The sequence below is a fragment of the Lysobacter enzymogenes genome, from assembly GCF_900106525.1.
In the GTDB taxonomy this organism is placed as follows: Bacteria; Pseudomonadota; Gammaproteobacteria; order Xanthomonadales; family Xanthomonadaceae; genus Lysobacter; species Lysobacter enzymogenes.
Genome location: NZ_FNOG01000008.1, coordinates 295,051 through 321,472, shown reverse-complemented (window position 1 = coordinate 321,472; position 26,422 = coordinate 295,051). Strand labels below are relative to the sequence as shown.

The window sequence follows — 26,422 nt, the reverse complement described above, 5'->3', positions numbered from 1 at the left end:
GGTGCAGTCACCGATACAGGGAGACAAGACAGGATGGATCCTCGCATTTCGGTCAACAAGCTCGGCGAGTACATGACGGCCACGCCGGCCCGGCGGCGGCAGATCGTCAAGGACCAGAAGAACAGACCCGTGTTCAAGGCCGCCCGCTATCGGGACGCGCGCGACGCCATTTCGTCCCTCATCGCGTCTGGCACGGCCGGCGAAGCGCGGGCGCGCGACTTCGCCGAGGGCTTGCGGCGAGACCCGGGCGGGTCGGATTTCGCGATGCAGGACCGGGCCCACTCCGCCGCGGCCATCGACACCTTCGTCGAAATCCGCGGCGCGATGAAGATCGACGATCTGATCGCGGTCTCGGCCGATGCGCGGTGTTCCGACGCGGTCGAGATGGCCGGCGTGCGCGTGGTCGCGCGTCCGGATGCGCTGCTGCTGGATCCGCGCTCGCTCGCCGTGGTCGGCTGCGTCAAGCTGCATTTTTCCAAGAGCCAGCCGCTGGACGAGAAAGGCGGGAATTACGTCGCCACCGCGATGCAGACCCATCTGGAACGCAACCTGTCCGCGCCCGGCCTGGTGCTTTCTTCGCGCTGTTATGTGGTGGATATCGCGACCCGCAGGATCCACACCGCGCCCAGGGCCAGAAAGCGCCGGCTGGGCGATCTGGCCGCCGCTTGCGAAGAGATCAAGGATCGCTGGGAAAAGCTGTGAGCGCAGAAAACCGGGGTGGACAATGCGTCCACCCCGTCCCCGGGCACAGCGCGACGCTATCGCCCGCAAGCGGTGCCGCGCCCCGCGCTCAGAACGAACGCGAGCCGCGCAGCGAAAACACGAAGTTCGGCGCGTCCGGGGTCAGCCCCGCGGCGAGTTGGCCGTTGAAGGTCCAGCCCGAGGGCAGCACGTAGCTGGCGCCGATGTTGAGCGTGGTGGAATTGCTGGAGCTGCCGGCCACGCGCCGCTTCGGCGCGCCCGGCGCTGTGGTGTGGGTGGCGCCGGTGGCGGCGGTGGCGACGCTGAAGCTCACCGCCGAACGGTCGTTGAGCGCGATCGCCAGGCCGCCGCTGAGCTGCACGGTGTTGCCCAGCGCCACTCGCGCCGGCGAGACCTGTTCGGCCACCGGCGAGATGTCGCCGAAGTTCTCCGGCCGGTTGTAGGTGTAGCCGATGTTGCCGAACAGGATGACCGGGTCGTAGGTGCGCAGCGCCGAGACGTTGAAGGTCGCCGCCCACACGCCCGAGCCGGTCGGCAGGGCTTCGGGGATGTTGAGGTTGTTGTTGTCGCCGTCGGGCTGGATCAGCTTGAGCCCGAACGGGTCGCGCCCGGTCGGCGCGCGCACGCGCAGGCTGGTGACGATGTCGGGCCAGCGCTGCGATTCCTTCACCCACTGGTAGTACGCCGCCACGCTCGCATCGCCCACGCCTTGCGAGCGCATGCGCACTTCGCTGACCACGCTGGACGCGCCGCCGGCGCCGCCGCTGACGAAGCGCGAGTCGCGGTAGACGTAGGGCAGCGAGGCTTCGACGCTGAGGCGGTCGCTGAGGCCGTAGCGGCCGCTGAGTTCGAAGGTGCCGACGCTGGCCTTGGTCTGGTCGAGGTTGATGCTGCCCAGGAAGATCGCGTCCAGCGCCAGGAAGCCGCTGAGCGCGAGCTGGCGGCGGTCGTAATAGCTGTAGCTGAAACCGGCGTCGAGGGTGAACTTGCGCTCGAACAGCGGCGCGTGCTCGCGCACCACCAGGGCTTTTTCCTGCTCGCGCCGCTGCGCGTCCTCTTCGCGCTGGGCCTGGCCGACCTGCGGCGGCGTGTTCGCGCTGCGCTCGCCGTCGGTCTCGGTGCCGGCCTTGCGCCGCGCGTCTTCGGCCAGTTCGCGCGCGTCGCGCGGCACGCCTTGCTGGGCGCCGTCGGGCGCGGCGGCGGCCGTGTCGGTGGGCGGTGCGCTCAGGCCGCGGCCGCGCTGGGCCAGTTCGAGCCGGTCGACTTCGTCGCGCAGGCGTTCGATCTGCGCGCGCTGCGCATCGAGTTCGCGGCTCATGTCGAGCATGCGCTGGTGCAGCGAGCGGACTTCCTGCGCCGGCGCGTCCGCATCGGCGGCGTAGGCCGGCGCGCTCAACGCCAGCGCCAGAGCGAGGGACAACGCAGTGGGAGCGACGCGCATGATCGTGCCTGTTTGCCTGGGAACGGTGGACATCAGCGCGGCAGCGCGCGCAGGCCTTCGAGCGCCTGCTGCAGGCCGAGCTCGCGGCTCATCTGCGGCGTCATCGCCGCGCTGACGATCTGCAACTGCAGGCGGTTGCCGGCGACCACGCCGTCGCCGGCGATGCGGCCGCTCTGGGCGATGCCGCCGAGCCCGCCGGCGTCGACGCGCTGTTGCAGCGACACGCCCGGCGCCTGCACGCCGACCTGGACGCCGCCGTCGAGGAAGGTCACCTGCGCATGCATCGCGCCGGCGGCGCTGTCGCTGCGGGTCTGGCCGTTGAAGCCGGCGGCGTCGCGGTTGGCGCGGGCCGGGTCGACGAACTCGATCGCGGCCAGGTTCGACAAACGATTGCCGTCGCCGGCGATCTGCGCGATCTGGCCGATGCCCTGCATGCGGACCGATTCGGCGCCGGACGTCAGTGCGGACGCGGATGCATCGCCGCCGCCGGACGCGCTGCTGCGCGCATCGCTGCGCACGCTGAAGCCGTTGCCGTCGCGCAGGACCAGCAGCGAGCCGCTGGCCGCGGCCGCGCCCTGCTGCGGCGTGGCCACGCTGGAAATCAGGTCCACGCGCAGGCCGACCAGCATCTGCGCGTCGTAATAGCGGCCGCTGAGCGTGGCCAGGGTGGCGTCGTCGACGAGCTGCGCGCGAAGCGGCGGCAGCGCGGCAGCGGGTTGCGCTGTAACGGCGGTGGCCGCAAGCAGAACGCACATGAGGGATCGGCGGTTCATCGGGCACCTCGTCGGCGATCTCAAATCGGTCGCCAGGATCGGAATGGAGCGGCGTTGGAACGGATCGGCGCTAGAACAGATCGGACAGCGACAGCGTGTACTCGACCGCGCGCGGCGCCGCGGTGGCGCGTTCGAGCGCATCGCCGCGGCGTTGCAGCGCCGGCGAGCTGCGGTCGCCGACCAGATAGGAATCCGCGCGCATCGGCCGGTCGCCGACCACGGCCAGGACGATGCCGTTCCAGCCGCGCACGAACTCGGCTTCCGGCATCACCCGGTGGCCCAGCGCCGGATCGGCGACGAACACGCGTCCGCCGGCGGCGCCCTTGACCACGACGAAGTGGCGATAGCCGCGCAGATCGAGCAGCGCGATCACCGGCATCTGCAAGCGGTACAGCGCGTCGGCGTCGATGCGGAAGCCGTGCGCGCGCAGGCCGATGCTTTCGACGTAACGTTTCATGTCCAGCATCGAGAAACCGTTGCGCACGACTTCGCGCGGGTCCACGCCGACCATCATCTTTTCGATCAGCGCCGGTTCGTCGACGTCCAGGCCGTAGCCGTAGTGCAGCAGGCTGGCCAAGGCGGCCGAGCCGCAGCTGAAGTCGTAGCGCTGGCGCAGCAGTTCGCGATAACGCAGGTCGCGCAGGGTCCGCATCGGCTTGACCACGGGCGTAGAGGTCGCGCCGGTGAGGCGGGTCAGGTCGACCGCGCTGTAGCGCTCGCCGGGCGCGCCCGCGCTTTGCGCGTGCGCAGCGCCGCAGGCGGCGAGGGCGAGCGCGAGGAAACACAGACAGCAGCGATGCGCGGACATGACGGCGGCCTCAGCGGGGGGCAAGGCCGCGATGGCCGACGCGCGGCCATCGCGGTGCGACGACGGGGGGAGGTCAGTCGCCGCATTGACTGCAGGTGGGAGGCGGAGGCGGCGGTGCGCAGGCGCCGCACGAGGCGGTGGCGATGGCCAAACCGTTGTGCTGCAGGTTGCCCACGCCGGACGCTACGTTGACGCCGATGTTGCCCTGCGCACCGGACAGCGCGTTGCCGCCGAGCGATGCGTACAGGTCCAGGCTGATGCGGCGGCCGTCGCTGTCGAGCAGGTTCGACGAGGCCCACTGCTCGCTGTCGGAGGTCGCCAGCGCCACGGTGCCGGAACTGTTGACCGAAGCGGCCATGCCGTTGCCCTGGACGTTGCCGACGCCCGCGGCGACGTTGACGCCGATGTTGCCCTTCGCGTTCGACAGCGCGTTGCCGTCGAGGGTAGCGCGGTAGAAGGTCTGGTCGGTGTTGGTGGTGGCGAAATTGGCCAGCGCGGACTGACGGCCGAACACCATCGCCGAGGCGAATACTTTCTCGCCGTCCACCGCCGACAGCGCGGTGTCGTTGCTCTGCGCGTTGCCGACGCCGGCGGCGACGTTGGCGCCGATGTTGCCTTGCGCGTTCGACAGGGCGTTGTCGCCCAGATGCGCGCTGTGGTCGCCGTCGCCGAGCGAGGCGTTGCTGTCGGTGGCCTGGTCCTGGTCGACCGTGGCGGCCGATTCGGAAGCGACGCGGATCTTGCCTTTCACGTTGACGTGGCCGCCGACGTGGATGCGATTGCTCACCGACGTGTCGCTGCGGATGCGCGCGTCGTCGCCTTCGGCGAAGGCCGGCAGGGCCAGCGCCGCCAGCGCGATCGCCAGCAGGGAGTGCGGAAGAAGTTTCATCGTGGTTCTCCGTCAGGCGGGAGCGGCCGCGGCGGTGCGCCGCGGCCGCGCGCGCGTCATTGGCAGCTGCCGCACGAGGCGGTGGCGATCGACAGGCCGTTGTGTTGCAGGTTGCCCACGCCGGCGGCGACGTTGGCGCCGATGTTGCCCTGCGCGCCCGACAGCGCGCTGCCGCCGAGGGTGGCGAAGGTGTCCAGGTCGCAGGCTGCGGCCAGTTCGTTGAGCCAGCCGTGCTGCTCGCTGTCGGACGCGGCCTTGGCGATGGTGCCGGAGCTGTTGACCGAGGCGGCCATGCCGTTGCTCTGCGCGTTGCCGACGCCGGCGCCGACGTTCACGCCGATGTTGCCTTTGGCGTTGGACAGCGCGCTGCCGTCGAGCGTGGCGCTGTAGTAGGTGTCCTGCTGGCTGGAATAGGCGTAGTTGAAGCCGGTCTTCTGGTCGTTGAAGGTCATCGCCGAGGCGAACACCTTCTCGCCGTCCACCGCCGACAGCGCGGTGTCGTTGCTCTGCGCGTTGCCGACGCCGGCGGCGACGTTGACGCCCATGTTGCCCTGAGCGTTGGACAGGGCGCTGCCGCCCAGATGCGCATCGTGGTCGCCGTCGCCGAGCGAGCTGTTGGCCAGGGTGTTCTGGTCCTGGTCGACGGTCGCGGCGGATTCGGAAGCCACGCGGATCTTGCCCTTGACGCTGACATGGCCGCCGACGTGGATGCGGTTGCTCACCGAGGTGTCGCTGTGGATGCGCGCGTCGTCGCCTTCGGCGTAAGCGGGTGCGGCGATGGCCAAAGCGAGGGCGAGCAGGGTCAGTTGCGCTTTCATGGTCTCTCTCCTGAAGGATGATGGGTGTCGCGACTGCATTCCGCCGTTGTGGTTTTTATGGAGCACTCCCCGGCAGTCGGAGCACGATGGCGTTGACCGACGCGTTGCCGGTCCCCGCCGTCTGATTGAGTTGCAGCACGCCCTGGCCGCCGCGGAAGGCGTCGTCGGCGATGGCGGCTTCGCGCAGGCCCGGCGCGTGGCGGGTTTCCAGCGGCGCGGCCGCGGGGCCGGCGACTTGCGCCAGCGCGGCGTCGTCGAGCGCGCTGCTGCCGTCGCCACCGCGCGCGAGCGCGAACTGGTTGAGCTGGGCATTGCCCGCGCCGGCGCTTTGGTTGAGTTGCAGCAGGCCGCGCGCGTCGGCGAAGGCGCCGGCGTCGATGCGCGCCTGGGCGCGGCGGGCGAGGGCGGCGGCGGCGACAGGATCGAGCTGCTGACGCGCGTTGGCGGCGGCCGACGCGATGCCGTCGGACGACAGCGACAGCGCGGCCTGGTTGGCCTGGGCGTTGCCCTGCCCGGCGGCCTGGTTGATCGCGGCGCGGCCGTCGAGGCCGCGCCCGGCGGCGCCGATGCGGGCGCTGTCGAGCGGCGTCTGGGCGCGGCCGTCGGCGACCACCGCGGTCGCCAGCAGGCAAGCGATCAGCCACAGCGGCGCATGCCGCAGCGGGCGGGCGCGGGCGTTCACCGCCCGCTCCCGGGCGCTGCGGCGGCCGGCATCACCGCTTGCATCACCGCGCCGGTGATGGTGTCGCCCAGGCCGGCAGTGGCGCCGATCACCGCGCCGCCGACGCTGGCGCTGGCGCCCAGCGGTGCCGTTGTCGCCGGCCCGCCGAACGCATTGCCCGCGCCGGGGCCGGCGCCCGGCACCAGCAGGCCGGTCAACGCGCCGGTCGCGGCGCCGATGCCGACGCCGCCGGAACCGTGCTGGCCGAGCGCGGCATCGTCGAGCAGCGGCGCCAGCGAACGATCTAGAGTGGTGTGGAAGACCTGGGCGGGAAAGGTAGTGGCCGCGGTGCGCACCGGATTGTCCTGCGCCGGCAGCGCGCGATAAGCGATGCGCGGGTAGACGGTGCGGGCGACGATCACGCTCGGGTCGGTATGGGTGTTGGTGCCGGGCTCGGCCGCCTGCACCGCAGGCACGACGGCGACGGCGAGCGTCAGCGCGGCGAACGTCGATGCGCAGCGGCGGGAGAGCGGGACGACACGGACGGTGGCGGGGGACATGGCGGACTCCGGGGCGGGGGAAGCTCGACGCGCCGAGGGCGGGGCGAGCGGCCGGTGGGAGTTCCCACGCTAGTCCCGTGCCAACTTTTCAAGCCATTGATCCCAAAGCGGTTTCGCCGCCGACGCCGGCGCCTGGCCGGTGCCGGCGCGAGAAAACGTTGCTCGCCCGCAACGCACCGTGGCGATGTCGGCGACGCCGCGTCCCCACTCAGCTTGGCGCCGGCGCCGACGCGCATGTGCGCTGCGCCTGCCTTTGCAGTCGATCGCGCGCGGCCGCGCAGACGCGCCGCCGCCGCGTTGCGTTTTCGCAACTGCATCGCGCATGCGAGGATGGGGCGACGCCGCCGTCGCGCGTTTGTGTCTTATCCGTCCCGTCCCTTCAGGTTGGTTCCATGTCTTCGCACGCACCCGACGCCGCTCGCGACGCCCTGCCCGCTGCCGCCACCGGCGGCGACGATTTCATCGAGGTCTATCCGCAGGTGCTGAGCCGCGAGCAATGCGCCGACCTGGTCCGGCGCTTCGACGCCAGCCGCGAGAGCGAACCCGGCCGCGTCGGCGGCGGGGTGATGCCCGACCTCAAGGACAGCCGCGACCTCACCATCACCGGGCGCGAGGGCTGGAAGGACATCGAAGTCGCGCTGAACCTGGCGGTGTTCCGCGGCCTGCTGCAATACCTGCGCCGCTATCCGCACATGATGATCGCGCCGCTGATGCTGGAAGCGCCCGACGCCGACGGCAAGCGCCACCGCCTCACCGCCGAGCGCATGGCGCAGATGGACGACGCCCAGCTCGCGCCGGTCGCGCAGACCGTGTTCCGCCCCGGCGCGATCAACCTGCAGCGCTACACCGACGGCCGCGGCGGCTATCCGTATTGGCATTGCGAGCTGTACCCGCGCGACGCCCATGCCGACACCCTGCACCGCCACGTGCTGTGGACGATCTATCTCAACGACGGCTTCGGCGAAGGCGAAACCGAGTTCCTCTATCAACGCCGCAAGATCGTTCCGCGCGCCGGCGACCTGTTGATCGCGCCGGCGGCGTTCACCCACACCCACCGCGGCAACCGGCCCAAGGGCGGCGACAAGTACATCGCCACCAGCTGGATCCTGTTCCAGCGCGCCGAGCGCTTGTTCGCGGCCGGCTGACGCGGCTCGCCGCGGGCGTCAGCGCGCGCCGCCGAGCCGCGCGTAGGCGGCCGGATCGCGCCGCTTCATCGCCCAGGCGCGCAACGCGCAGGCGCCCGCCAGCGCCAGCAGCGCGATCGCGATCGTCCAGGCCGCGGCCGCGCTGCCGCCGGTCAGCGAACGCAGGTTGAGCAAGACCGTGCACAGCAGCGCCGCCAACGCCAGCGCGCTCGCCGCCGGCGCGATCCGGGTGCTCCACACGCCGCCGTCGCGGCCGCGGAAGAAACCGATCACCGCGGCGCTGACCAGAATCTGCGCGCTCAGCAGCGCGATCACCGCCAGCGCCGACGCCGAACCCAAGGCGATGCGCAGCGGATCGCTTTCGACCAGTCCCAACCCGGCCAACGCCAGGATCGACACCGACGCCTGGGCCAGATTGGCGATGTAGGGCGTCTCGTGCTGCGGATGCATCTGCGCCAGCACCGGCCAGATCGCGCCATCGCGGCCCAGCGCATAGAGATAGCGCGAGACCGCGTTCTGCAGGCCGATGATGGCGGCGAACAGGCTGGTCATCAGCAGCACCGCCATCGCCGTGCTCAAGTCCGGCGACAAGAACCGCGACACCGCCGAGAACCACAACGCGCCGGGATCGCGCGCGGCCGCGTCGACGACTTCGCCGGGGCCGTAGGCCGCGATCAGCGCCCAGGCCGATCCGGCCAAGGTCGCGGTGACGGCGAGGATCGCCACCAACAACACGCGCGACACGGTGCGCTGCGGCGCGCGCGCTTCCTCGCCGTAGACCGCCGCGGTCTCGAAGCCGGCGAAGGCGGCCACGGCGAACACCATCGCCGCGCCGAAACCGGCCGAGAACACCTGCGCCGGCGCGAACGGCTGCGCGCTCAGGCCTTCCGGCCCGCCGCCGTGCCACAGCACCGACGCAGCGAACGCGGCCAACACCGCGAATTCGGCCAGAACCAGGACGCCGAGCAGGCGCGCGGCGAAGGTCAGATTGCGCTGCGCGCAAAACGGCACCACGGCGTTGACCAGCAAGGCGTTGAACCACCACGGCAGGCCTTCGCCCCACACGCCCTGGCTGAGCTGGGTCATGAAGAAGCCGATCAAGCCGTAGCAGCACAGTTGCAAGGCCATGTACGCCGTAGTCGCCAGCCCGGCCGCGATCAATCCGGCCGGGCGCGACAGGCCGCGCGCGACGCAGGCATAGAACGCGCCGGCGTCCACCACCTGCCGGGTCAAGGCCGCGAAGCCGGCGCCGAAAACCAGATAGATCAGACCGGCAAGCAGGAAACAGCCGGCCATGCCGATGCCGTTGCCCTGGGTCAGCGCCACCGGCACCGCGCCGACCAGGCCGATCAACGGCCCGGTGGTGGCGAGCACCAAGGCCAGGATCTGCAGCCAACCGACCGAACCGGCTTTCAAGCGTTGCTCCGGAGTATCACGCATCAATGCGGGCATCCCTTCGTGGCGGGCCCGCCGCGCACCGGCGGGCTGGAGGCGTCCGGCCGCGCCGCCGCGCGGCGGGCAGGCCGTCACCGGCCGCAGCACCGATGTGGACGCAATACGCCTATCGAACGTGGATGTGCCCGCGCGGACATGCTGGCTGCAGGAGCTGTGCTCGACGGCGTGCTATTGCCATGCCCAAGGCACGAAAAAACCGCCTGGCGGGCAGCCCCGAGGCGGTTCTTGGATGAGTGATTGGCACTAGGCCGGGCGAAAACCGCCGGGACTACGGCCAGCCGCGCGGCAAAAGCGCGACCCGCGAAAACCGCGACGAGACCCTATTCGGCGACGCCGGCGCGAAGGCTTCGGTCCACCAGCCGCGGCCACGCCGCGAACGCGGCGCCCCGATCAGGGATTGCGCGGGTGGTTCAGCACCAGCCAGTACAGCCCGACCTGCTTGACCGCCCAGACGAACTGCTCGAAATCCACCGGCTTCTGGATGTAGCTGTTGACCCCGAGCGCATAGCTGGCTTCGACGTCGAACGGCTCGGTGCTGGTGGTCAGCACCACCACCGGCAGGGTGCGGGTGGGTTCGTGGGCGCGGATCGCCTGCAACACCTCGCGGCCGTCGACCTTGGGCAGGTTCAGGTCCAGCAGCACGATCGACGGCAGGTCGTTGGGGTCGCGGTCCGAATAGCGGCCACGGGCGAACAGGTAATCCAGCGCCTCGGCGCCGTCGCCCATCACCACCAGCCTGTTGGCGATCTTGGCCTCGTCGAAGGCGAGCCGGGTCAGCTCGACGTCGTCGGGATTGTCCTCGACCAGCAGGATTTCCTTATGCATCAACGTTTTCCTCGCCCCTCGATACGAGCGGCAACTCGACTGTGAACGTGCTGCCCGCGCCAGGCCCGGCGTGGGCGCGCAGACGGCCGCGATGGCGCTCGGCCACCCGCCGCGCGATCGCCAGCCCCAGGCCGTGGCCGCCGCCCTGGTCCGGCCCGTGCAGGCGCTGGAAGGGCTCGAACAGCTTGTGAGCATAGCGCATGTCGAAACCGCTCCCGTGGTCGCGCACGCTCAGCGCCAGCGCCCCGTCGCGGGTTTCGCCGCCGACCTCGATCCGCACCGGCGCGTCCGCCTCGGCCGCCAGCGCCGAGAACTTCCAGGCGTTGTGCATGAGCTGGGTCAGCATCAGCTTGAGCAGGCGCTCGTCGCCTTCGACCTGCAACCCCGGCTGCACCCGGACCTCGCCGCGGCGCGACGGATCGGCGTCCTGCAGCTCGGCGCCGACCCAGTCGGCGAGCAGGCTCAGGTCCACCGGCCCGATCCGCATCTCCGCGCGGGTCACGTGCGACAGCTCGGTCAGCATCGCCAGCAGCCCGGTCATGCGGGTGGCGGCGGCGCGGATCCGGGTCAGATAGTCGCGGTCGGTTTCGTTCAGGCGCTCGCCGGCGCGGTCGGCCAGCAGCGCGGAAAAGCTTTCGATCGAACGCAGCGGCGCGCGCAGGTCGTGCGCGACCGCGTCGGCGAACAGCTGCAATTGCCGGTGCGAGGCGTCCAGCGCGGCGCCGTGCTCGGCCACGCGCGCGCTCAGCGCGATGCCGGCCTCGCGCTCGCCGCGGATGTCGCGCATGTGCGAGATGAAATACTGCGGCGCGCCGTCGTCGGCGCGCATCACCGCCACGTTGAGCTGCACCCACACGTCCGAACCGTCGGCGTGGACGTAGCGCTTGTGCTCGTCGACCGAGGCCAGCTCGCCGCTGACCAGGGCCGCGACCAGGTTCTGGCTGATCGCCAGATCGTCGCGGTGGGTGACTTCGCTGTAGTGGTGCCCGCGCAACTGCTCCTCGCGGTAGCCCAGCATCGCGCACAGCGCCGGATTGACCTCCAGCCAGACCCCGTCGAGCGACACGATGGCCATGCCGATGTTCGACGCCGTCATCGCCAGACGGAAACGATCATCCTGCGCCGGGTCGTTTCCGGCCTGCGCAGCGGTCGGCAGGGGGTGCGGCAAGGTCATCGGATTAGGGTCGGATCGGAGCGCAGCGTCGGCCATCGGCGGCGAATTGGCCGGAAAGTGTAGCCAATGCATCCGTGACGGCAGGGTGGACGGCGCACACGGCATGGACACGGCCAAGTCCCGCACAATCGTGCGCATGGACTTTTCCCAGATCGCGTTCCTCCTGATCCTGGCCGGCGCTTTGTACCTGTTCGTCAGCGAACGGCTGCGGGTCGATGTCACCGCCATGCTGACCCTGCTGGCGCTGGTGCTGACCGGGGTGCTCGACGCCAAGCAGGCGCTGTCGGGCTTCGCCAGCGAACCGGCGATCATCGTCGCGGCGGTGTTCGTGATTTCCGGCGGCCTGGCCGCGACCGGCATCACCGAGCGCCTGGGCCAGTGGATCGGCCGCGCCGCCGGCCGCAGCGAGGGCCGCGCGATCGCGGTGACCATGCCGGCGGTGGCGGCGCTGTCCTCGTTCACCCACCACGTCATGGTCACGGCGATGATGCTGCCGATCCTGACCCGGTTCGCGAAGTCGCGCGGCCTGTCGGCCTCGCGCCTGCTGATGCCGATGTCGTTCGCCGCCTCGCTGGGCACCACGCTCACGCTGGTCAGCGCGCCGGCCTTCCTGCTCGCCGACAACCTGATCGAACGCACCGGCGCGCCGGGCCTGGGCATCTTCTCGATCACCCCGATCGGTTTGGCGCTGGTCGTGGTCGGCGTGCTGTACATGCTGGCCGCGCGCTGGATCCTGCCCAAGCGCAGCGGCGAGCACGGCGACGACGGCTATCTGCGCCTGGACCGCTACCGCACCGAACTGCTGGTGGTGGAAGGCTCGCGCTGGAGCACGCGGCCGCTGGCGGAACTGCAAAAAGCGCTGGGCGACCGCTTCGTGCTGACCGGCTGGCTGCGCGACGGCGTGCGCCGGCAAGACCTCGGCCCGAGCAGCCCGCTGATCAGCGGCGACATCCTGCTGGTGGAAGCCTCGGCCGACGCGCTGGCCTCGCTGCACGACGATCCTGGCCTCGATCTCAATGCAGTCGCGCGCTTCGGCGAGCACGCGCAGGGCGACGGCGAAGCGCAACTGGTGCAGGCCCTGGTCGCGCCGGGTTCGGAGTTCATCGGCCGCAGCGTGCGCGAGCTCGACTTCGCGCGCCAGTTCAACGCGGTCATCGCCGGCTTGTGGCGGCGCCAGGGCGCGGTCGCGCCGCGCCTGGCCGACGCGCGCCTGCGCGAAGGCGACCTGCTGGTGCTGTGGGGCCGGCCGGCGCGCTTCGCCGAACTGGCCGCGCACCACGGCTTCCTGATGCTGGTGCCGTTCGCCGGCGAAGCGCGGCGGCGCGTGCGCGCGCCGATCGCGCTGGCGATCCTGGCCGCGACCGTGCTCGCGGCGGCGACCGAATGGTTGCCGGCGCCGCTGGCGTTCCTGCTCGGCGCGGTGGCGATGGTGGCCACGCGCTGCGTCGATGTCGAACAGGCGTATCGCGAGATCGACGTGCGCATCTTCGTGATGATCGCCGGCGTGATCCCGCTGGGCGTGGCGATGGAGCAGACCGGCACGGCGCAATTGCTGGCCCAGGGCATGTTGCACGTGATCGCCGGCTGGCCGCCGCTGGCGATCTTGCTGGTGATGTTCACGGTGGCGGCGCTGCTGACCCAGATCCTGTCGGACGCGGCGACGACGGTGTTGCTGGGGCCGATCGCGATTTCGCTGGCGCAGTCGCTGGGCCAGCCGGCGACGCCGTTCGTGGTGTGCACCGCGCTCGGCGCGGTGGTCGCGTTCCTGACCCCGATCGGTCACCACGGCAACCTTCTCATCCTCGGCCCGGGCCAATACCGCTTCAGCGACTTCCTGCGCATCGGCTTGCCCTTGACCGTGCTCATCGCCTTGGTCAGCGCCTGGATGGCGCGCTGGCTCTGGCTCGGCGGCCCGTTCTGGCCGGGCGGCTGAGGCAGCGCCTGCGCCTCGAGTTCGCCGGCGACCAGGCTGACCGTACCTGCGCCAGGCGCCGCCGGCGCGACCGCCCACGCCAGCAGCAGCGCAAAGCCCAGCCATGCGCGGCGGCGCGAACGCCAGCGCGGGCGAGGGCGTGCGTGCTGCTTGGCCGTGGTCCTGGCGAGGGCGGGCATGGTCGGTCCTTAACGGCCGCGGCGACGCGGGAGCGGTCAAGGTAAGACGGCCGCGGTCACGGTTGATCCGCCGAAAGTCTCGGAGCCGCCGGCGGTTACAGGCGGCGTTCAGTCGTTGGCGACGGCGCCGCGGGGCGATGGCCGACGGCCCGATCAGACATTTCCTACAGCGCAGCCGCGAGTCTTCCGAGGGCGAAAGACTGCGACTTGGGTCAACTTAGCCGCGCCCCGGACGCGCGCCCGAACCACCGGCACCGCAGGCCGACCGGCCAGGGAACCCAGAACGGGCCGCCGTTTCGCGCCAACGGCGAGTCGGATCGGGGCCTCATCGTTCGCCATCCACGCGGGGCGTCATGGTCTTCACGGTGCAACTCAACGAATCCACTTATCACGGCCGCACCTTGTCCTGCGACGTGGCCGACACGCGCTTCGACGATGCCGCCTCGGCATCGGCCGCGGCCAAGGCCGAAGCCTTCGATCTGTCGATGCAGCTGCGCGTGGCGGTGGCGATCCGCATCTTCGAAGACAGCCGCATCTATCTGTCGCACATCATGCCCGCGCCGACGCGCTGAGCGTTGCGTCCGAAGCCGCTGTAGGAGCGGCGCGAGCCGCGACAGCGAAGTTTCCGTTCGCGACGAAACCTTCGCAGTAGCTGCGATGCCGCAGTCGCGGCTCGCGCCGCTCCTACAGGGCGAGCGCGAAACTTGCGTCGCCAATCAAGCGGCGCGCTCTTAGACGCGCATCTCACTTCTTCCATTCCGCGCGCGCCTTTCGCATCGACAAGGTGGGGGGATGCGCATGGCGCCGCGTTCGCAGCTATGGGGAAACGCTGCAGCGCCTGCGCCTTCACTCGTCGTAAGACGCATCGCTGCGGTTGCACCGACTCCCTGCCGTTGTGCAGTACCGCCGTAACCGCGCATCAAAGCGCGGCGGCGATTTTGCGTTCTTTTCTCTTTTCGCTTTGCATGACTCGGAGACCCAAGATTATGTCGATCAAGCACAAGGTGCTCACCGCATCGATCCTGCTGGCCATCACCGGCACCACTGCCACTACGCTGATCATCGCGCAGCGCGATACCGGCGCCGACGCGGGCAACGCCGCGCGCAGCGCCGGCGCGCAAACCGCGAACGCCGCCGCGCAGCGCAACGCGCACGCGCCGGCCGCGCACGCCACGCTGCAGCAACCCTTCGCCGATGCCTCGGCGCGCTCGGGCGCGACGCCGCAGGCGCAGCTGGATAACCACCCGGCGGTGCAGCGCGCGCGCGAACTGCTGCAGGCCGACAAGGCCCGCAGCGCCGCCGCGCACGGCCTGTCCGGCGCGAACGCCGACGCCGCGCTGGCCGCGGAAAGCTATCAGCCGCGCGACGTGATCGTCGAAGCCGACGGCAGCGAGCACGTGCGCTTCCAGCGCGATTACCAGGGCCTGCCGGTGATCGGCGGCGACCTGGTCACCCATGCGAAGAACGGCCTGCTGAGCTCGATCAGCAAGACCCTCGACCTCGCGCTCGGCAACAACGGCGCCGCGCCGAACGCCAAGCTTTCCTCCGCGCAGGCCATCGCCGACGCCGGCGTGCACTTCGCCGGGCGCTTCCTCGAGCAGCCCAAGTCGCGCATGGTCTACTTCGCCAAGGACAACCAGCCCAAGCTGGCCTATGAAGTCACCTTCCGCGGCCTCAACAAGGCGCAGCGCCCGGTCCACGACCTGATCTACGTCGACGCCGACAACGGCGGCCTGCTCGGCCGCGACAGCCGCATCTACAGCGCCGAAAGCACCGAAACCAGCGGCTACACCATCACCCGCGGCAAGGTGAACATCACCACCGCCAAGGTCGGCGCCGAGGAAAGCGACGGCCGCGGCCCGGGCTACCTGCTGCGCGACGACAAGCGCGGCGGCGGCACCACCCACAACACCGGCGGCACCGTGGTCGACCTGATCTTCGGCGGCGGCGACTTCAGCGCCCCGGCGATGTTCGACGCCGACAACGTCTGGGGCGACGAGCAGATGAGCAACGTCGCGCGCACCGGCGTGGAAGCCCACTACGGCGTGGCCCGCACCTGGGACTACTACAAGAAGTTCTACGACCGCCTGGGCATCTTCGGCGACGGCGTCGGCGTGCAGAGCTTCGTCAACGTCACCTTTAGCTACTTCTTCTTCGACATCGGCGGCACCAACGCGTTCTGGGACGGCGACGCCAAGCGCATGGTCTACGGCAACGGCGACTACGGCGTGTCCAACCCGGTGGTGGCCATCGACGTGGCCGGCCACGAGATGTCGCACGGCGTGACCCAGGCGACTTCGGGCCTGCTGTATTCCGGCGACGCCGGCGGCCTCAACGAAGCCACTTCCGACATCCACGGCACCTTGGTCGAGTTCTTCGACAACAGCCCGAAGGATCCGCCGGATTATCTGATCGGCGAGAACGTCAACCTCGACGGCACGCCGCTGCGCTACATGTTCAAGCCGAGCCTGGACAAGGACGCCGACGGCAACGGCTCGTTCGACTGCTATCCGGCGGCCGGCTTCGTCGATGAGGATCCGCACTACACCTCCGGCATCGGCAACCACTTCTTCTACCTGCTCGCCGAAGGCCAGAAGGTGCCCAAGTCGCACCGCAAGAGCCTGTTGCCGTCCGATCTGGTGTGCAACGGCGCGACCGGCCTGAAGGGCCTGACGCCAGTGGTCGCCGGGCAGATCTGGTACCGCGCCAACACCCTGTACCTGACCTCGCAGGCGAGCTACCCGGACGCGCGCGTGGCGACCCAGACCGCGGCCCAGGACCTGGTCGACCGCGGCCTGCTCAAGGCCAGCGCGGTCAAGACCGTGGCCTGCGCGTGGGAAGCGGTGAACGTGGGCTTGCCGGAAGGCTCGGACGCGGCGCGCTGCAAGAAGTGATCGCGGCGGCGCCGGGGCCTTGCGGCTGCGGCGCTTCGCGTTCGGCATTGTCGATACGTAATGCAAAGCGCCGGGACTTCGGTCCCGGCGCTTTTTTCGTTAGTGCGGCATAGCGACTGTAGGAACGGCGCGAGCGGCGACTGCGGATCGTGGATTGCGACGCGAGTCCGATGCCCCGCGGTCGCGGCTTGCGCCGCTCCTACAGGGGCTTTCGGCTGCAGCGCGAGGCGCGGCGCAGCGACTGCAGGAGCGGCGCAAGCCGCGACCGCGAAAGTCGGCTTACGACGCGAACCTGAAATCTGGTCGGTCGCAGCGACCCACGCTCAAGGCTTCGGCGGCGGCGACTGGAAATACCAGCCGTCGAGCGTGCCGTTGACGCCGCAGAACTCCGACATCGGCTTGGGCGCGCCCTTGGCGTCGAGTTCGCGCACGCGCACGGCGAGGCCGATGCGGGTCAGCTCCAGCGCACTGCCTTCGTAGTCGCCTTCGACGCGCGCGACCACGCGCTCGTCGCTGCCGCGGCCGGACACTTCGGCGTCGCACACCCAGCGCCCGTCGAGCGGATGGGCGGCGTTGCCGCGCACCGCGTACTCGCCCTTGGTGTTGCGGCGGATCTCCAGGCCGCCGGCGAAGTTGTTCCAGTCGCCGACCAAGCCCTTGCTCGGGTATTCGCGCATGCGATCGAGCTCCTTGAACCGCCCGTCGAGCTGCTCGCGCAGCACCTTGGCGCGGTCGCCGCGCGCGGCGTTCTCATAGGCGGCGTCGCGGATGGTCATGAAGTAGCGCTGGTCCTCGCGCAGGCCCTGCGCGGGCTCGCCGGCGAAGCGCTGCAGCAGTTCGGCGTAGCGGTGGGCGATCGCCGAATCGGTGCGCGCGGCGACGGGATCGGCGCAGATGCCGCGTTCCACCGGCGTCTTGGCCTTGGCGCAATCGAACGAAGGGTGCGCCTTGCCGTCGTCGAAGAACGGATACGCCGAAAAATCCACCACGTCGATCTTGTCGCGCGCGACCCGGCGGTAGCGCGAGCCCTCGTCGATCTTGCCCTGGCAGCTGGTGACGTCGGCGCCGACCCAGTGCAGCTCCGCACCGCAACGCAGCAGATAGTTCGGCGCCTGCGACGGCGTGCGCGGCTCGCAGCGCTCGGCGCCGATCACGCAGCCTTCCGGATCGAACTCGACCCGCGCGCCGACCAGCCGGCCCTTGAACAGGTTGATGCCGCCGGTGTTGCTGGCGCGCCAGTTCCACGCGCCGCGGATCTGCGTACCGCGCTGCTCCAGCTGCAGGCCCTGGCACCACAGTTCGCCTTGGTAGCGCTTGCAGGCCTGCCAGGTGCCGTCGAAAGAGGCCGCAGGCGCGGCCTGGGCGAAGGCCGGCGCGAACGCGGGCGCAGCAAGCAGCAGCGCGGCGGCGAGGAGGCGTAGTGAGTTCGTCATGAAAGCGTCCTGGCTCAGGAATAGAACGGAATGCGCTGCAGCTTGTACACGCCGTCGACGCGCTTGAACACGCGCTGGGTGTGGATATCGTCGTTTTCCAGCAAGTACTCGCCGGGCTCGATCGCGCCCGGCGCCTGCACCTCGCCGTTTTCGTCCTCGCCCGAATCGAGCTTGCGCGAGTACGCGCGCACCCGGTTGGCCTTGAGCGCGGCGCGCACCGCCGCGGTGACGATGCGGTCGTACTTGGCGACCACCTCGGCCTGGTCGCGCGCGCTGGCCGATTGCTTGCGCTGCTGCGCGTCGCAGGGGTCGTTGCCGGGCAGGCAGCTGCTGCCGTGGCTGAAATCGGCGAACGGGCGCGCGGTCATCTTCGCCACCGCCACGCGGTCGTCGGCGGCCACCGCCTTGCGCAAGTCGGCGATGAAGACCTTGAAGTCGCCGTGGCGGTCGTAACGGTAGTCGAGCTTGTCCTGGGCCGGCGTAGCGGCCGCGGCCTGCGCCGGCGTCAGCGCCTCGCCCCAGTCGCGGCGCAGCTGCGCGATGCGCTGCTGGTAGGCGCTGCGGATGCAGGCCGCGTCGCGGCATTCGTTGCGGCCGGCCAGCCAGCGCGCGTTCTCGGCGGCGACCGGATCGACCTGCCAGCCGGTCTCGCCGTCGACGCCGCGGGTTTCGGCGCGGATCTGTTTGTAGAGCGCGTTCATTTCGCTGTCCAGACGCGACAGCTCGGCGTCGGCGCAGATGGTTTTCTCGACCTGGGTGCGCGCGCGGCGGCAATCGAAGCCGGCGGCCTGGCTCAGCGCGGCGACGGCGAGCAGGGCCAGCGCCGCGCAGGCGCGGAACGGGACGGATCGGAACATGCGGAGTCCTTGCGGAAAGGGGGAGACGCGCACGGCAGAGCGCGCGCAGCGGCGCGAAGCCGAAGACAAGCGTGCGGGGGACAGCGGGGGCGTGAGCATCCGTGCGGCGGCGTCCTGGAAGATCCGGCGACGCGGCGCCGGCGATTCGAACGAAACAGCCGCGCGCCCGGTAGCGCGGCGCGCTGGCCGCATTGTCGGCCACGCCGCGCGCCGGTGCCAGCGCGGCCTCGCTGCGGCCACAGTCGGCCAGATCGATGCGGCGCGGCGCTCAAGTGATCGGCTTGTGCCGGAACAAACGCTCGCCGATGAAATCCAGGAACACCCGCAGCTTCGGCGACACGTGCCGGTGCGCCGGCCACAACGCCCAGAACTGGCCGCGCTGGGTCTCGAATCCCGGCAGCACGCGCTGCAGGCGTCCGGCGGCGAGGTGGTCGCGCACCAGGAAGTCGACTGAGTAGACGATGCCGAGGCCGTGCACCGCCGCCTCCACCGCCGCTTCGCTGTTGTTGCACACCAATGCCGCCGGCAGGTGCGGCGCGACTTCGCCGGGCTCCAGCCGCAGCGACCATTCCTGCAGCTTGCCGCTGTTGGCGAAGCGGAAGTGGATGCAGTCGTGCCCGGCCAGATCGGCCGGCGCGCGCGGCTCGCCGCGCCGCGCCAGGTACTCGGGCGCGGCGCACAACATGAAGCAGAACGGCCCGAGCCGGCGCGCGCGCAGGCGCGAGTCGGGCATGTCGCCGCTGCGGATGGCGGCGTCGAAACCGCCGTCGATGACGTCGACGATCTGGTCGTTGAAGTCCAGCTCCAGCTCGACCTGTGGATAACACTGGCGGAACTCGCCCAGCACCGGCACCAGGAAGCGGTAGCCCACGGTCGGCAGGCTGATGCGCAGGCGCCCGCGCGGCGCCTGCATGGCCTGGGTCAGCGCGGCTTCGGCGTCTTCCAGTTCGTCCAGCAGCGGCTTGCAGCGCTCGTAGAACTGGCGGCCTTCCTCGGTCAGCTGGACGTTGCGGGTGTTGCGCTGGAGCAGGCGCACGCCGAGTTGCTGCTCCAGCCGCGCCACGCTCTTGCCCACCGCCGAGGACGAGACCCCGAGCTGGCGCGCGGCGGCGACGAAGCTGCGGGCGTGGGCGGTGCGCACGAAGGCGAGCAGGCTGCCGAGCTTGTCCATGCGGCGATCCTCGGGGGCGAGGCGGCCATTATGGCCATTTGCTCCATAAAGCATGAACCGGCACGGTGTTTTTCGCCGATTGCGGCACTCCTAAGCTGGCGCACCGTCCCCCCACGGCCGACCGCATGTCCGCTTCCCCCTCTCCCGCCGGGCCCGCGCCCGGCCGCCACGACCGTTTCTGGATCCTCGGCGCCGTGTGCCTGGCCGGGCTGGTGCTGCCGCTGAGCTTCACCGCGCCGCCGGTGGCGATCCCGGCCATCGCCGCCGAACTCGGCGGCAGCCCAGTGGCGCTGAACTGGATGACCAACGCCTTCATGCTCGCCTTCGGCAGCTGCCTGATGGCCGCCGGCACCCTCGCCGACACCTACGGGCGCAAGCGCGTGTTCACTATCGGCATCGTGGCCTACGCCGCGGTCTCACTGCTGCTGGCGCTGGCGCCGAGTCTGGCCGCGCTCAATGCGTTGCGGGTGCTGCAAGGCATCGCCGCGGCGCTGGCGCTGGCCGGCGGCAACGCCGCGCTGTCGCAGGAATTCCACGGCCCGGCGCGGATCCGCGCCTTCAGCCTGCTCGGCACCGCGTTCGGCCTGGGGCTGGCGTTCGGGCCGAGCCTGGCCGGCTGGCTGCTGCAGGTGCAGGGCTGGCGTTCGGTGTTCCTGTCGAGTCTGGCCATCGCGGTGCTGGCGACGGTGTTCGGCGTGCCGCGCATGCGCGAGTCGCGCGATCCCGACGCCGGCGGCCTGGACTGGCGCGGCAGCCTGAGTTCGACCGCGATGCTGGCGCTGCTGACCATCGGCGTGCTGCAAGCGCCCGAGCGCGGCTGGGGCGACCCGTGGGTGCTGGCGGCGCTGATCGGTTCGGCGTTGTTGCTGTGGTGGTTCGTGCGGATCGAAACCGCGCTCGCCAACGCCGGCGCGACGCGGCCGATGCTGGATCTGAGCCTGCTGCGCTATCCGCGCTTCGTCGGCGCGCAGTTGCTGCCGATCGGCACCGGGCTGTGTTACCTCGCGCTGATCGTGCTGCTGCCGGTGCGGCTGATCGGCATCCACGGCCTGGGCACGCTCGACGCCGGCTTGATGATGATCGCGCTGTCGGCGCCGATGCTGGTGGTGCCGATGCTCGCCGCGGTGCTCAACCATCGCGTGGCCGCCTCGACCTTGTGCGCGGCCGGCCTGCTGCTGGCCGCGGCCGGCCTGGCCTGGCTGGGCTGGGCCGCCGGGCGCGGCGAGGTCTACGGCCTGATCGCGCCGATGCTGTTGATCGGCACCGGCTCGGCGATTCCGTGGGGGCTGATGGACGGCCTGGCGATCAGCGTGGTGCCGAAGGAACGCGCCGGCATGGCCGCCGGCGTGTTCGGCGCCAGCCGCGTGTCGGGCGAGGGCATCGCCCTGGCGGTGGTGGCCGCGGCGCTGGCCGGGCTGTTGCAGTGGCGGCTCGGCCACGCCGGCGCGGCCGCGGGCGAGGCCTTGAACCAGGCCGCGCAGCGACTGGCCACCGGCGACGCGGCGCGCGCGCAGGCGCTGCTGCCGCAGTTCGCGCCGGCGGCCTTGCGCGCGGCCTACGACAGCGCGTTCGCGTGGCTGATGTATGCGCTGGCCGCGGCGACGGCGGCGGTGGCGTGGGTGGTGTATGCGTTGCTGGGGCCGGCGGCGGAGGTGGCGGGGCAGGCGCCGCTGGCGGTCGAAGCGTTGTGCGAGGACGCAGCGGGGTGAAGGCGGCTGTGCGGGCGTCTGGCGCCGCGCGAAGAGAGTGTCGCCGTGTTTGCGGTGGCGCGGTCGCGGCCTGCGCCACTCCTACAGGGGCTTCGGCCGCGACGCAGCGACTGTAGGAGCGGCGCGAGCCGCGACCGCGAAAACCGGTCTACATCGCCATCCCGAAGCCGCAGGTATCGACAACGAATCCGCATCGCCGCCCGCATCTGTGGACAACCACACCGCTCGCCACCGACACGGCCGAATCCGCGGACTTATCCGCCGCCCTCAAAACAACTCCAGCTGCGGCGTCGGCTTGCGCGGCGCGACGAACCGGCTCGTATCCAGCGCCGGCAAGCGGCCGAAGCCGTGCCGCTTCCAGGCCTTCTGGAAACGCTGCCCGATCAGTTGCGCGAACGGCCCGTGCCCGCGCATGCGGTGGCCGAAGCGCGCGTCGTAATCCTTGCCGCCGCTCATCTGCTGGACCAGGCTCATCACGTGCGCGGCGCGGTCGGGGTAGTGCAGCTGCAGCCAGTCGCGCCAGACCTGCTTGAGCTCGTGCGGCAGCCGCAGCAGCACATAGCCCGCGGCGCGCGCGCCGGCCTCGTGCGCGGCCTCGAGAATGCGTTCGATCTCGCCGTCGTTGATCATCGGAATCACCGGCGCGACCATCACGCCCACCGGCACCCCGGCTTCGGCCAAGGTGCGCATCGCCTTGAGCCGCGAGTGCGGCGCCGAGGCGCGCGGCTCCATCCGCGCCGAGAGCTGGTTGTCGAGCGTGGTCACCGAGAAATACACCGACACCAACCCGCGCTGCGCCATCGACGCCAGCACCTCGACATCGCGCACGATCGAGGCGTTCTTGGTGATCAGGCTGAAAGGGTGCGAGCAGGCGTCGAGCACCTCGATCACACCGCGGGTGATGCGGAAACGGCGCTCGATCGGCTGGTAGGAATCGGTGTTGATGCCCAGCGCGATCGGCGCGCACTGGTAGCCCGGGCGGGCGAGTTCGTTCTGCAGGCGCTCGGCGGCGTTGGTCTTGGCGAACAGCCGGGTTTCGAAGTCCAGGCCCGGCGACAGTTCGAGGTAGGCGTGCGAGGGCCGGGCGAAGCAGTAGACGCAGCCGTGCTCGCAACCGCGGTAGGGGTTCACCGACTGGCCGAAGGCGATGTCGGGCGAGTCGTTGCGGCTGATGATGCTGCGCGCGGTCTCCTCGGTCACCACCGTGTCCGGACGCGCGGCGAGTTCGGCGTCCTCGTAGACCGAGCCCCAACCGTCGTCCTCGCCGTGGGCGGTGCGCACGGCGAAGCGGCCGTCGACGAAGCTGGCCGCGCCGCGGCCTTTGATCGCCGCCGGCTGCATGGAGATCTGGGTTTTGCGCGCCGAATCCATGCGCCCCAGGGTAGGCCGGCGCCGTCGCAGCGGATGCGACGCCGCGGCCGGGTCGAGCCGCCGCAGCGCTCGGACGGTGGATAACCCCGGCCGGCGGGGCTGTGGACAACCGGTCAGGCAGATGAACGAGCCGGCGCTTATCGACAGCACTTATCCCCAGCCGTCCCCGTTCAGGAAAACCCGCGCCAGCGGTCGGTTTGCGCGGGTTTGTTCACAGCGCTGCCCACGACTTATCCCCAAGCTCGGTCGGCGTTCTGTTTGTGAGGCGATTTGCCGGATCGGGCAGGATCAGACCGGAGGCGGCGGCGCGAGATCGAGGCTCCGCGGTCGCAGCCGAAGCCCCTGTAGGAGCGGCGCAAGCCGCGACCGCGACCCCACAACAACGACGCCGGCTCGCCCCCGCGACCGCACCAATCGCCGCCACCGCCGCACCCGTTACTCGATCGCGAAACTCGCATTCACCGTCGCATTGACGCTGATCTGCCCCACCGCCAGGGTCGCGCCGTCCTCGCCGGCGCCGCCCCCACCGCCGCCGGCCTGCTGGACCACGTTCTGCATCGCCTGCCCGCCGCCGGTGTTGCCCCACCAGCCGCTGCCGCGCCACCAGCCGCCGGAGTAGGACTCCGACACCGTCTGGACCTCGCCGCGGCGCACGCCCAGTTCGCCGGCCAAGGCGTCGGCCTTCTCCCGCGCGGCGCGGATCGCCAGCGCGCGCGCGGCGTCGCGGTGCTTGCGCAGCTGCGAGGTGCGGAACTCGATCCCGTGCACGTGCTGCACGCCGTTGCTCAGCAGCCCGGCCAGCACCGATTCGTAGGCGCCGATCCGGGTCAGGCGCACGCCGATGCTCTTGCGCACGACGTAGAACTCCGGGCGCAAGCGCGTGGTGGCGGTATCGGTGTCGTAGGAGTAATGCGGCTCGATGTTGACGTAATCGGTCTGCACGTCCTTGTCGGCCACGCCGCTGGCGCGCAGGAAGGCCAGCGCCTTGGCCACGTCGGCGTCGTTGGCGCGCTTGGCGTCGGCCAGCGCGATCGCGCGCGATTCCACGCCGACGCTCAGCAGCACTTCGTCCGGCGGCACCTTGATCTCGGCCGAACCGGACACGCTGATCGCGCGCGGCTCCGGTCCGGGCGCCAGATAGCGCGGCGCGGCGGAGGAGGGCGCGGCGGCGAGCAGCGCGGACAACAACCACCAGCAGGCGAAACGCGGCATGAGGTTTGCTCCAGTCGGGCCGGGACGGCACGAGCAGGGCTAACGCGCGGCGGGCGGCGGCGGGGTCGAGGCGATCGATGCGAAACGACCGACCGCGCGCTTTGCGCTCGCCCCCGCACGGGCTAGCCTAGCCCGGCGCCGGCCACGGCCGCGCCACCCTCCGATGGAGCTTCCCGTGCCCGACTCGCTGACCGCTCTGTGGCAGGACCTCGTCGCCATTCCCCACATCGGTTTCTACCTCACCGCCGGCTGGGCGATCTATCTGGTCTGGCTGAGCACCTGGATCGTGCTGCAGAAGCGCGAACCGGTGGCGACCCTGAGCTGGCTCTTCAGCCTCGCCCTGCTGCCTTACATCGGCTTTCTGATCTATTTCTTCTTCGGCCCGCAGCGCATCCACCGCCAGCGCCTGCGTCGGGTGCGCGCGCGCGCCGCGCTGCCGGCGCCGCCGCCGGGGCTGACGCCGTCGCCGGAAGCGATCGAGCTGTCGCGGCTGGGCCAGGCCACCACCGGCCTGCCGCCGACCACCGCCACCGAGGCGCGCCTGCTGATCGACGGCGGCGCCAAGTACGCCTCGCTGCTGGCCGACATCGCCCAGGCGCGCGAGCACATCCACCTGGAGTACTACATCTACCAGCCCGACGGCATCGGCACCGCGCTGCGCGATGCGCTGGTCGAGCGCGCCCGCGCCGGGGTCAAGGTGCGGCTGCTGCTCGATGCGGTCGGTTCGGGCAGCACTTCGCAGCGCTTCCTGAAGCCGTTGATCGACGCCGGCGGCGAAGCGGCCTGGTTCCATCCGATGAAGCTGCGCTGGTTCTGGCACCGGCCGTGGCTCAACCTGCGCACCCACCGCAAGATCGTGGTCATCGACGGCCGCGTCGGCTACACCGGCGGCATCAACATCACCGACGAAGAGGACGAGCGCGCGCGCAAGGACGCTTACCGCGACCTGCACCTGCGCCTGGAAGGCGACGTGGTGCGCGAGCTGGAACTGGTCTTCATCGAGGACTGGTGCTATGCCACCGGCCAACCGCCGCTCAAGCAACTGCACCTGGCGCCGCAGCCGGGCACGATCGCCGCGCAAGTGGTCAGCTCGGGCCCGGATTCGAACTGGGAAGCGATCCATCGCGTCCATGTCGGCGCGATCCACGCCGCCCGCCACCGGGTGTGGCTGGTGACGCCGTACTTCGTCCCGGGCGAAGCCGCGCGCATGGCCCTGACCTCGGCCGCGCTCGGCGGCCTGGACGTGCGCCTGCTGGTGCCCAAGCTCAGCGACAGCCGCCTGGTCACCTATGCCGCGCGCTCCTACTTCGACGAACTGCTCGAAGCCGGGGTCAAAATCCACGAATACGGCCCGCGCATGCTCCACACCAAGGCGCTGCTGTGCGACGACGAGAGCGTCATCATCGGCTCGGCCAACTTCGACCACCGCAGCTTCCGGCTCAACTTCGAGATCTCGGTGATGTTCTACAACGCCGACCTCGGCGGCCGCTTGGCCGCACTGATCGAACAGGAATGCTCGCGCGCCCCGCGCGTACGCAACGACCGCAACCGCTCGCTGTGGCGCGTGCGCCTGCCCGAAGCCCTGGCGCGGCTGGTCTCGCCGCTGCTGTAACCGCCACCGCCCGCGCTGCCGCGGCCGCCCCCTGTAGGAGCGGCGCAAGCCGCGACCGCGGGGTTCCAAGCTCGCGCCGCAGGCCGGAAGTCGCGGTCGCGGCTCGCGCCGCTCCTACAGTCGGACCTCGCAGCCACCTCGCATCCGCATCCGCCCAAGCCGCAGCGAGCGTGCCCGATCACCGCGAAGCCACGATCGCCCCCTGTAGGAGCGGCGCGAGCCGCGACCGCGGGGTTTCAAGCTCGCGCCGCAGGCCGGAAGTCGCGGTCGCGGCTCGCGCCGCTCCTACACAGCCAGACCTCGCAGCCACGCCGCGCATCGCTCCAACCGGTCCGCGCAACCACCCGCGCATTCAGCCCGTTCCCCCAGCCGCCACTCCGCCCCGATGTGCCGGCGGTCGCAGCCGCGCACCGCCCCGGCTGTAGCCTGCGCCGGCCCGCGCTACACTCGACCCGGGCCCGTCCGAGGCCCCCGGCCGGCCCGTCGCGACCGGCCCGGACAGGGGATACGCCGTTTTCGTCAGGGAGCACGCCGCAATGCCTTGGGTTTACCTGCTGCTGGCCTTCGCCGCCTTCGGGCTGGCGCTGAAGACCACCTCGCCCGCGCTGATGGCCGTCGGCCTGCTGGCCGCGCTCGGCCTGCTGATCGCCGGGGTCATGGGCCTGCTGGCGCGGCGCCTGGACAACCACAGCCGCGACGTGTCGTCGATGATCGACCCGGCCGAACTGCGCCGCCTGCGCGAGCAGGCCGAAGCGCGCAAGCTCGCCGCCGCCAGCCAGTCCGAACCGCCGCAGCGCTGA

At 70.8% G+C, this 26,422-nt stretch carries 23 protein-coding genes; 8 read left to right on the top strand and 15 right to left on the bottom strand.

Annotated elements, in window-relative coordinates:
* Positions 1-72 precede the first annotated feature (72 nt).
* Entirely contained in the window at positions 73-702 is a 630-nt protein-coding gene (locus tag BLU84_RS20145; RefSeq protein WP_139175145.1) for a hypothetical protein, read from the top strand.
* An 88-nt stretch (positions 703-790) separates the two neighbouring features.
* Here the strand turns inward: BLU84_RS20145 and BLU84_RS20140 are convergent, their stop codons facing one another.
* From BLU84_RS20140 to BLU84_RS20110, 7 genes are all read right to left on the bottom strand, one after another.
* The gene (locus tag BLU84_RS20140; protein WP_074871338.1) at positions 791-2,143 is read right to left on the bottom strand and encodes a transporter; all 1,353 of its coding nucleotides are present in this window, start codon (positions 2,141-2,143) and stop codon (positions 791-793) included.
* Positions 2,144-2,175: 32 nt separating this feature from the next.
* A complete protein-coding gene (locus BLU84_RS20135; RefSeq protein ID WP_074871336.1) occupies positions 2,176-2,898 on the bottom strand; it encodes a hypothetical protein in 723 nt (240 codons plus the stop codon).
* Between the two features lie 88 nt (positions 2,899-2,986).
* Positions 2,987-3,724, bottom strand: coding sequence for a C39 family peptidase (locus BLU84_RS20130; protein WP_074871334.1), 738 nt, complete (start codon positions 3,722-3,724; stop codon positions 2,987-2,989).
* 73 nt (positions 3,725-3,797) lie between these two features.
* On the bottom strand, positions 3,798-4,613 hold the full coding sequence (locus BLU84_RS20125) for a hypothetical protein (protein WP_074871332.1): 816 nt from the start codon (positions 4,611-4,613) through the stop codon (positions 3,798-3,800).
* Positions 4,614-4,669: 56 nt separating this feature from the next.
* Positions 4,670-5,431 carry a hypothetical protein gene (locus BLU84_RS20120; protein ID WP_074871330.1) on the bottom strand — a complete coding sequence of 254 codons (762 nt, stop codon included), beginning with the start codon at positions 5,429-5,431 and terminating at the stop codon, positions 4,670-4,672.
* Between the two features lie 55 nt (positions 5,432-5,486).
* Positions 5,487-6,113, bottom strand: coding sequence for a hypothetical protein (locus tag BLU84_RS27300; protein ID WP_083382918.1), 627 nt, complete (start codon positions 6,111-6,113; stop codon positions 5,487-5,489).
* Positions 6,110-6,652 carry an alpha/beta hydrolase family protein gene (locus BLU84_RS20110; protein WP_074871328.1) on the bottom strand — a complete coding sequence of 181 codons (543 nt, stop codon included), beginning with the start codon at positions 6,650-6,652 and terminating at the stop codon, positions 6,110-6,112. The genes BLU84_RS27300 and BLU84_RS20110 overlap by 4 nt, the downstream gene beginning before the upstream one ends.
* A gap of 392 nt (positions 6,653-7,044) precedes the next feature.
* Here BLU84_RS20110 and BLU84_RS20105 point away from each other — a divergent pair, with 392 nt between their 5' ends.
* Positions 7,045-7,797 carry a 2OG-Fe(II) oxygenase gene (locus BLU84_RS20105; protein ID WP_083382916.1) on the top strand — a complete coding sequence of 251 codons (753 nt, stop codon included), beginning with the start codon at positions 7,045-7,047 and terminating at the stop codon, positions 7,795-7,797.
* A gap of 18 nt (positions 7,798-7,815) precedes the next feature.
* Here BLU84_RS20105 and BLU84_RS20100 read toward each other — a convergent pair whose 3' ends face one another.
* From BLU84_RS20100 to BLU84_RS20090, 3 genes are all read right to left on the bottom strand, one after another.
* The gene (locus BLU84_RS20100; RefSeq protein WP_074871327.1) at positions 7,816-9,237 is read right to left on the bottom strand and encodes an APC family permease; all 1,422 of its coding nucleotides are present in this window, start codon (positions 9,235-9,237) and stop codon (positions 7,816-7,818) included.
* Positions 9,238-9,642: 405 nt separating this feature from the next.
* Entirely contained in the window at positions 9,643-10,077 is a 435-nt protein-coding gene (locus tag BLU84_RS20095; RefSeq protein ID WP_031374300.1) for a response regulator, read from the bottom strand.
* Positions 10,070-11,251 carry a sensor histidine kinase gene (locus BLU84_RS20090; RefSeq protein WP_074871325.1) on the bottom strand — a complete coding sequence of 394 codons (1,182 nt, stop codon included), beginning with the start codon at positions 11,249-11,251 and terminating at the stop codon, positions 10,070-10,072. The genes BLU84_RS20095 and BLU84_RS20090 overlap by 8 nt, the downstream gene beginning before the upstream one ends.
* A 136-nt stretch (positions 11,252-11,387) precedes the next feature.
* Here BLU84_RS20090 and BLU84_RS20085 point away from each other — a divergent pair, with 136 nt between their 5' ends.
* From BLU84_RS20085 to BLU84_RS20075, 3 genes are all read left to right on the top strand, one after another.
* Complete coding sequence (locus BLU84_RS20085) at positions 11,388-13,184, top strand: SLC13 family permease (RefSeq protein ID WP_074871324.1); 1,797 nt, start codon at positions 11,388-11,390, stop codon at positions 13,182-13,184.
* A 532-nt stretch (positions 13,185-13,716) separates the two neighbouring features.
* Positions 13,717-13,935 (top strand): hypothetical protein, encoded by a 219-nt coding sequence (locus BLU84_RS20080; protein ID WP_074871321.1) that lies wholly within the window; start codon positions 13,717-13,719, stop codon positions 13,933-13,935.
* 414 nt (positions 13,936-14,349) lie between these two features.
* On the top strand, positions 14,350-16,257 hold the full coding sequence (locus BLU84_RS20075) for a M4 family metallopeptidase (RefSeq protein ID WP_139175144.1): 1,908 nt from the start codon (positions 14,350-14,352) through the stop codon (positions 16,255-16,257).
* A 323-nt stretch (positions 16,258-16,580) separates the two neighbouring features.
* Here BLU84_RS20075 and BLU84_RS20070 read toward each other — a convergent pair whose 3' ends face one another.
* The 3 genes from BLU84_RS20070 to BLU84_RS20060 form a co-directional block, all read right to left on the bottom strand.
* Positions 16,581-17,690 carry a lysozyme inhibitor LprI family protein gene (locus tag BLU84_RS20070; protein WP_074871319.1) on the bottom strand — a complete coding sequence of 370 codons (1,110 nt, stop codon included), beginning with the start codon at positions 17,688-17,690 and terminating at the stop codon, positions 16,581-16,583.
* Positions 17,691-17,704: 14 nt separating this feature from the next.
* Positions 17,705-18,547 carry a lysozyme inhibitor LprI family protein gene (locus tag BLU84_RS20065; RefSeq protein ID WP_074871317.1) on the bottom strand — a complete coding sequence of 281 codons (843 nt, stop codon included), beginning with the start codon at positions 18,545-18,547 and terminating at the stop codon, positions 17,705-17,707.
* Between the two features lie 268 nt (positions 18,548-18,815).
* Positions 18,816-19,718 (bottom strand): LysR family transcriptional regulator, encoded by a 903-nt coding sequence (locus tag BLU84_RS20060; RefSeq protein ID WP_074871313.1) that lies wholly within the window; start codon positions 19,716-19,718, stop codon positions 18,816-18,818.
* Positions 19,719-19,843: 125 nt separating this feature from the next.
* Between BLU84_RS20060 and BLU84_RS20055 the strand changes: the two genes are divergently transcribed.
* Positions 19,844-21,427, top strand: coding sequence for an MFS transporter (locus BLU84_RS20055; protein WP_074871311.1), 1,584 nt, complete (start codon positions 19,844-19,846; stop codon positions 21,425-21,427).
* A gap of 267 nt (positions 21,428-21,694) precedes the next feature.
* On the opposite strand, the gene BLU84_RS20050 is transcribed toward BLU84_RS20055, so the two are convergent.
* On the bottom strand, positions 21,695-22,798 hold the full coding sequence (locus BLU84_RS20050; protein ID WP_170849211.1) for a PA0069 family radical SAM protein: 1,104 nt from the start codon (positions 22,796-22,798) through the stop codon (positions 21,695-21,697).
* Positions 22,799-23,233: 435 nt separating this feature from the next.
* Positions 23,234-24,010, bottom strand: coding sequence for an SIMPL domain-containing protein (locus BLU84_RS20045; RefSeq protein ID WP_074871309.1), 777 nt, complete (start codon positions 24,008-24,010; stop codon positions 23,234-23,236).
* 163 nt (positions 24,011-24,173) lie between these two features.
* Here BLU84_RS20045 and cls point away from each other — a divergent pair, with 163 nt between their 5' ends.
* Positions 24,174-25,622, top strand: coding sequence for a cardiolipin synthase (cls, locus tag BLU84_RS20040; protein ID WP_074871307.1), 1,449 nt, complete (start codon positions 24,174-24,176; stop codon positions 25,620-25,622).
* A gap of 536 nt (positions 25,623-26,158) precedes the next feature.
* On the top strand, positions 26,159-26,422 hold the full coding sequence (locus tag BLU84_RS20035) for a hypothetical protein (RefSeq protein ID WP_074871305.1): 264 nt from the start codon (positions 26,159-26,161) through the stop codon (positions 26,420-26,422).

Bases quoted from the DNA above. Each gene is read 5' to 3' on its own strand.
- BLU84_RS20145 (WP_139175145.1), top strand. From the start codon at position 73: ATGACGGCCACGCCGGCCCGGCGGCGGCAGATCGTCAAGGACCAGAAG.
- BLU84_RS20140 (WP_074871338.1), bottom strand. From the start codon at position 2,143: ATGCGCGTCGCTCCCACTGCGTTGTCCCTCGCTCTGGCGCTGGCGTTG.
- BLU84_RS20135 (WP_074871336.1), bottom strand. From the start codon at position 2,898: ATGTGCGTTCTGCTTGCGGCCACCGCCGTTACAGCGCAACCCGCTGCC.
- BLU84_RS20130 (WP_074871334.1), bottom strand. From the start codon at position 3,724: ATGTCCGCGCATCGCTGCTGTCTGTGTTTCCTCGCGCTCGCCCTCGCC.
- BLU84_RS20125 (WP_074871332.1), bottom strand. From the start codon at position 4,613: ATGAAACTTCTTCCGCACTCCCTGCTGGCGATCGCGCTGGCGGCGCTG.
- BLU84_RS20120 (WP_074871330.1), bottom strand. From the start codon at position 5,431: ATGAAAGCGCAACTGACCCTGCTCGCCCTCGCTTTGGCCATCGCCGCA.
- BLU84_RS20110 (WP_074871328.1), bottom strand. From the start codon at position 6,652: ATGTCCCCCGCCACCGTCCGTGTCGTCCCGCTCTCCCGCCGCTGCGCA.
- BLU84_RS20105 (WP_083382916.1), top strand. From the start codon at position 7,045: ATGTCTTCGCACGCACCCGACGCCGCTCGCGACGCCCTGCCCGCTGCC.
- BLU84_RS20100 (WP_074871327.1), bottom strand. From the start codon at position 9,237: ATGCGTGATACTCCGGAGCAACGCTTGAAAGCCGGTTCGGTCGGTTGG.
- BLU84_RS20095 (WP_031374300.1), bottom strand. From the start codon at position 10,077: ATGCATAAGGAAATCCTGCTGGTCGAGGACAATCCCGACGACGTCGAG.
- BLU84_RS20090 (WP_074871325.1), bottom strand. From the start codon at position 11,251: ATGACCTTGCCGCACCCCCTGCCGACCGCTGCGCAGGCCGGAAACGAC.
- BLU84_RS20085 (WP_074871324.1), top strand. From the start codon at position 11,388: ATGGACTTTTCCCAGATCGCGTTCCTCCTGATCCTGGCCGGCGCTTTG.
- BLU84_RS20080 (WP_074871321.1), top strand. From the start codon at position 13,717: ATGGTCTTCACGGTGCAACTCAACGAATCCACTTATCACGGCCGCACC.
- BLU84_RS20075 (WP_139175144.1), top strand. From the start codon at position 14,350: ATGTCGATCAAGCACAAGGTGCTCACCGCATCGATCCTGCTGGCCATC.
- BLU84_RS20070 (WP_074871319.1), bottom strand. From the start codon at position 17,690: ATGACGAACTCACTACGCCTCCTCGCCGCCGCGCTGCTGCTTGCTGCG.
- BLU84_RS20065 (WP_074871317.1), bottom strand. From the start codon at position 18,547: ATGTTCCGATCCGTCCCGTTCCGCGCCTGCGCGGCGCTGGCCCTGCTC.
- BLU84_RS20060 (WP_074871313.1), bottom strand. From the start codon at position 19,718: ATGGACAAGCTCGGCAGCCTGCTCGCCTTCGTGCGCACCGCCCACGCC.
- BLU84_RS20055 (WP_074871311.1), top strand. From the start codon at position 19,844: ATGTCCGCTTCCCCCTCTCCCGCCGGGCCCGCGCCCGGCCGCCACGAC.
- BLU84_RS20050 (WP_170849211.1), bottom strand. From the start codon at position 22,798: ATGGATTCGGCGCGCAAAACCCAGATCTCCATGCAGCCGGCGGCGATC.
- BLU84_RS20045 (WP_074871309.1), bottom strand. From the start codon at position 24,010: ATGCCGCGTTTCGCCTGCTGGTGGTTGTTGTCCGCGCTGCTCGCCGCC.
- cls (WP_074871307.1), top strand. From the start codon at position 24,174: ATGGAGCTTCCCGTGCCCGACTCGCTGACCGCTCTGTGGCAGGACCTC.
- BLU84_RS20035 (WP_074871305.1), top strand. From the start codon at position 26,159: ATGCCTTGGGTTTACCTGCTGCTGGCCTTCGCCGCCTTCGGGCTGGCG.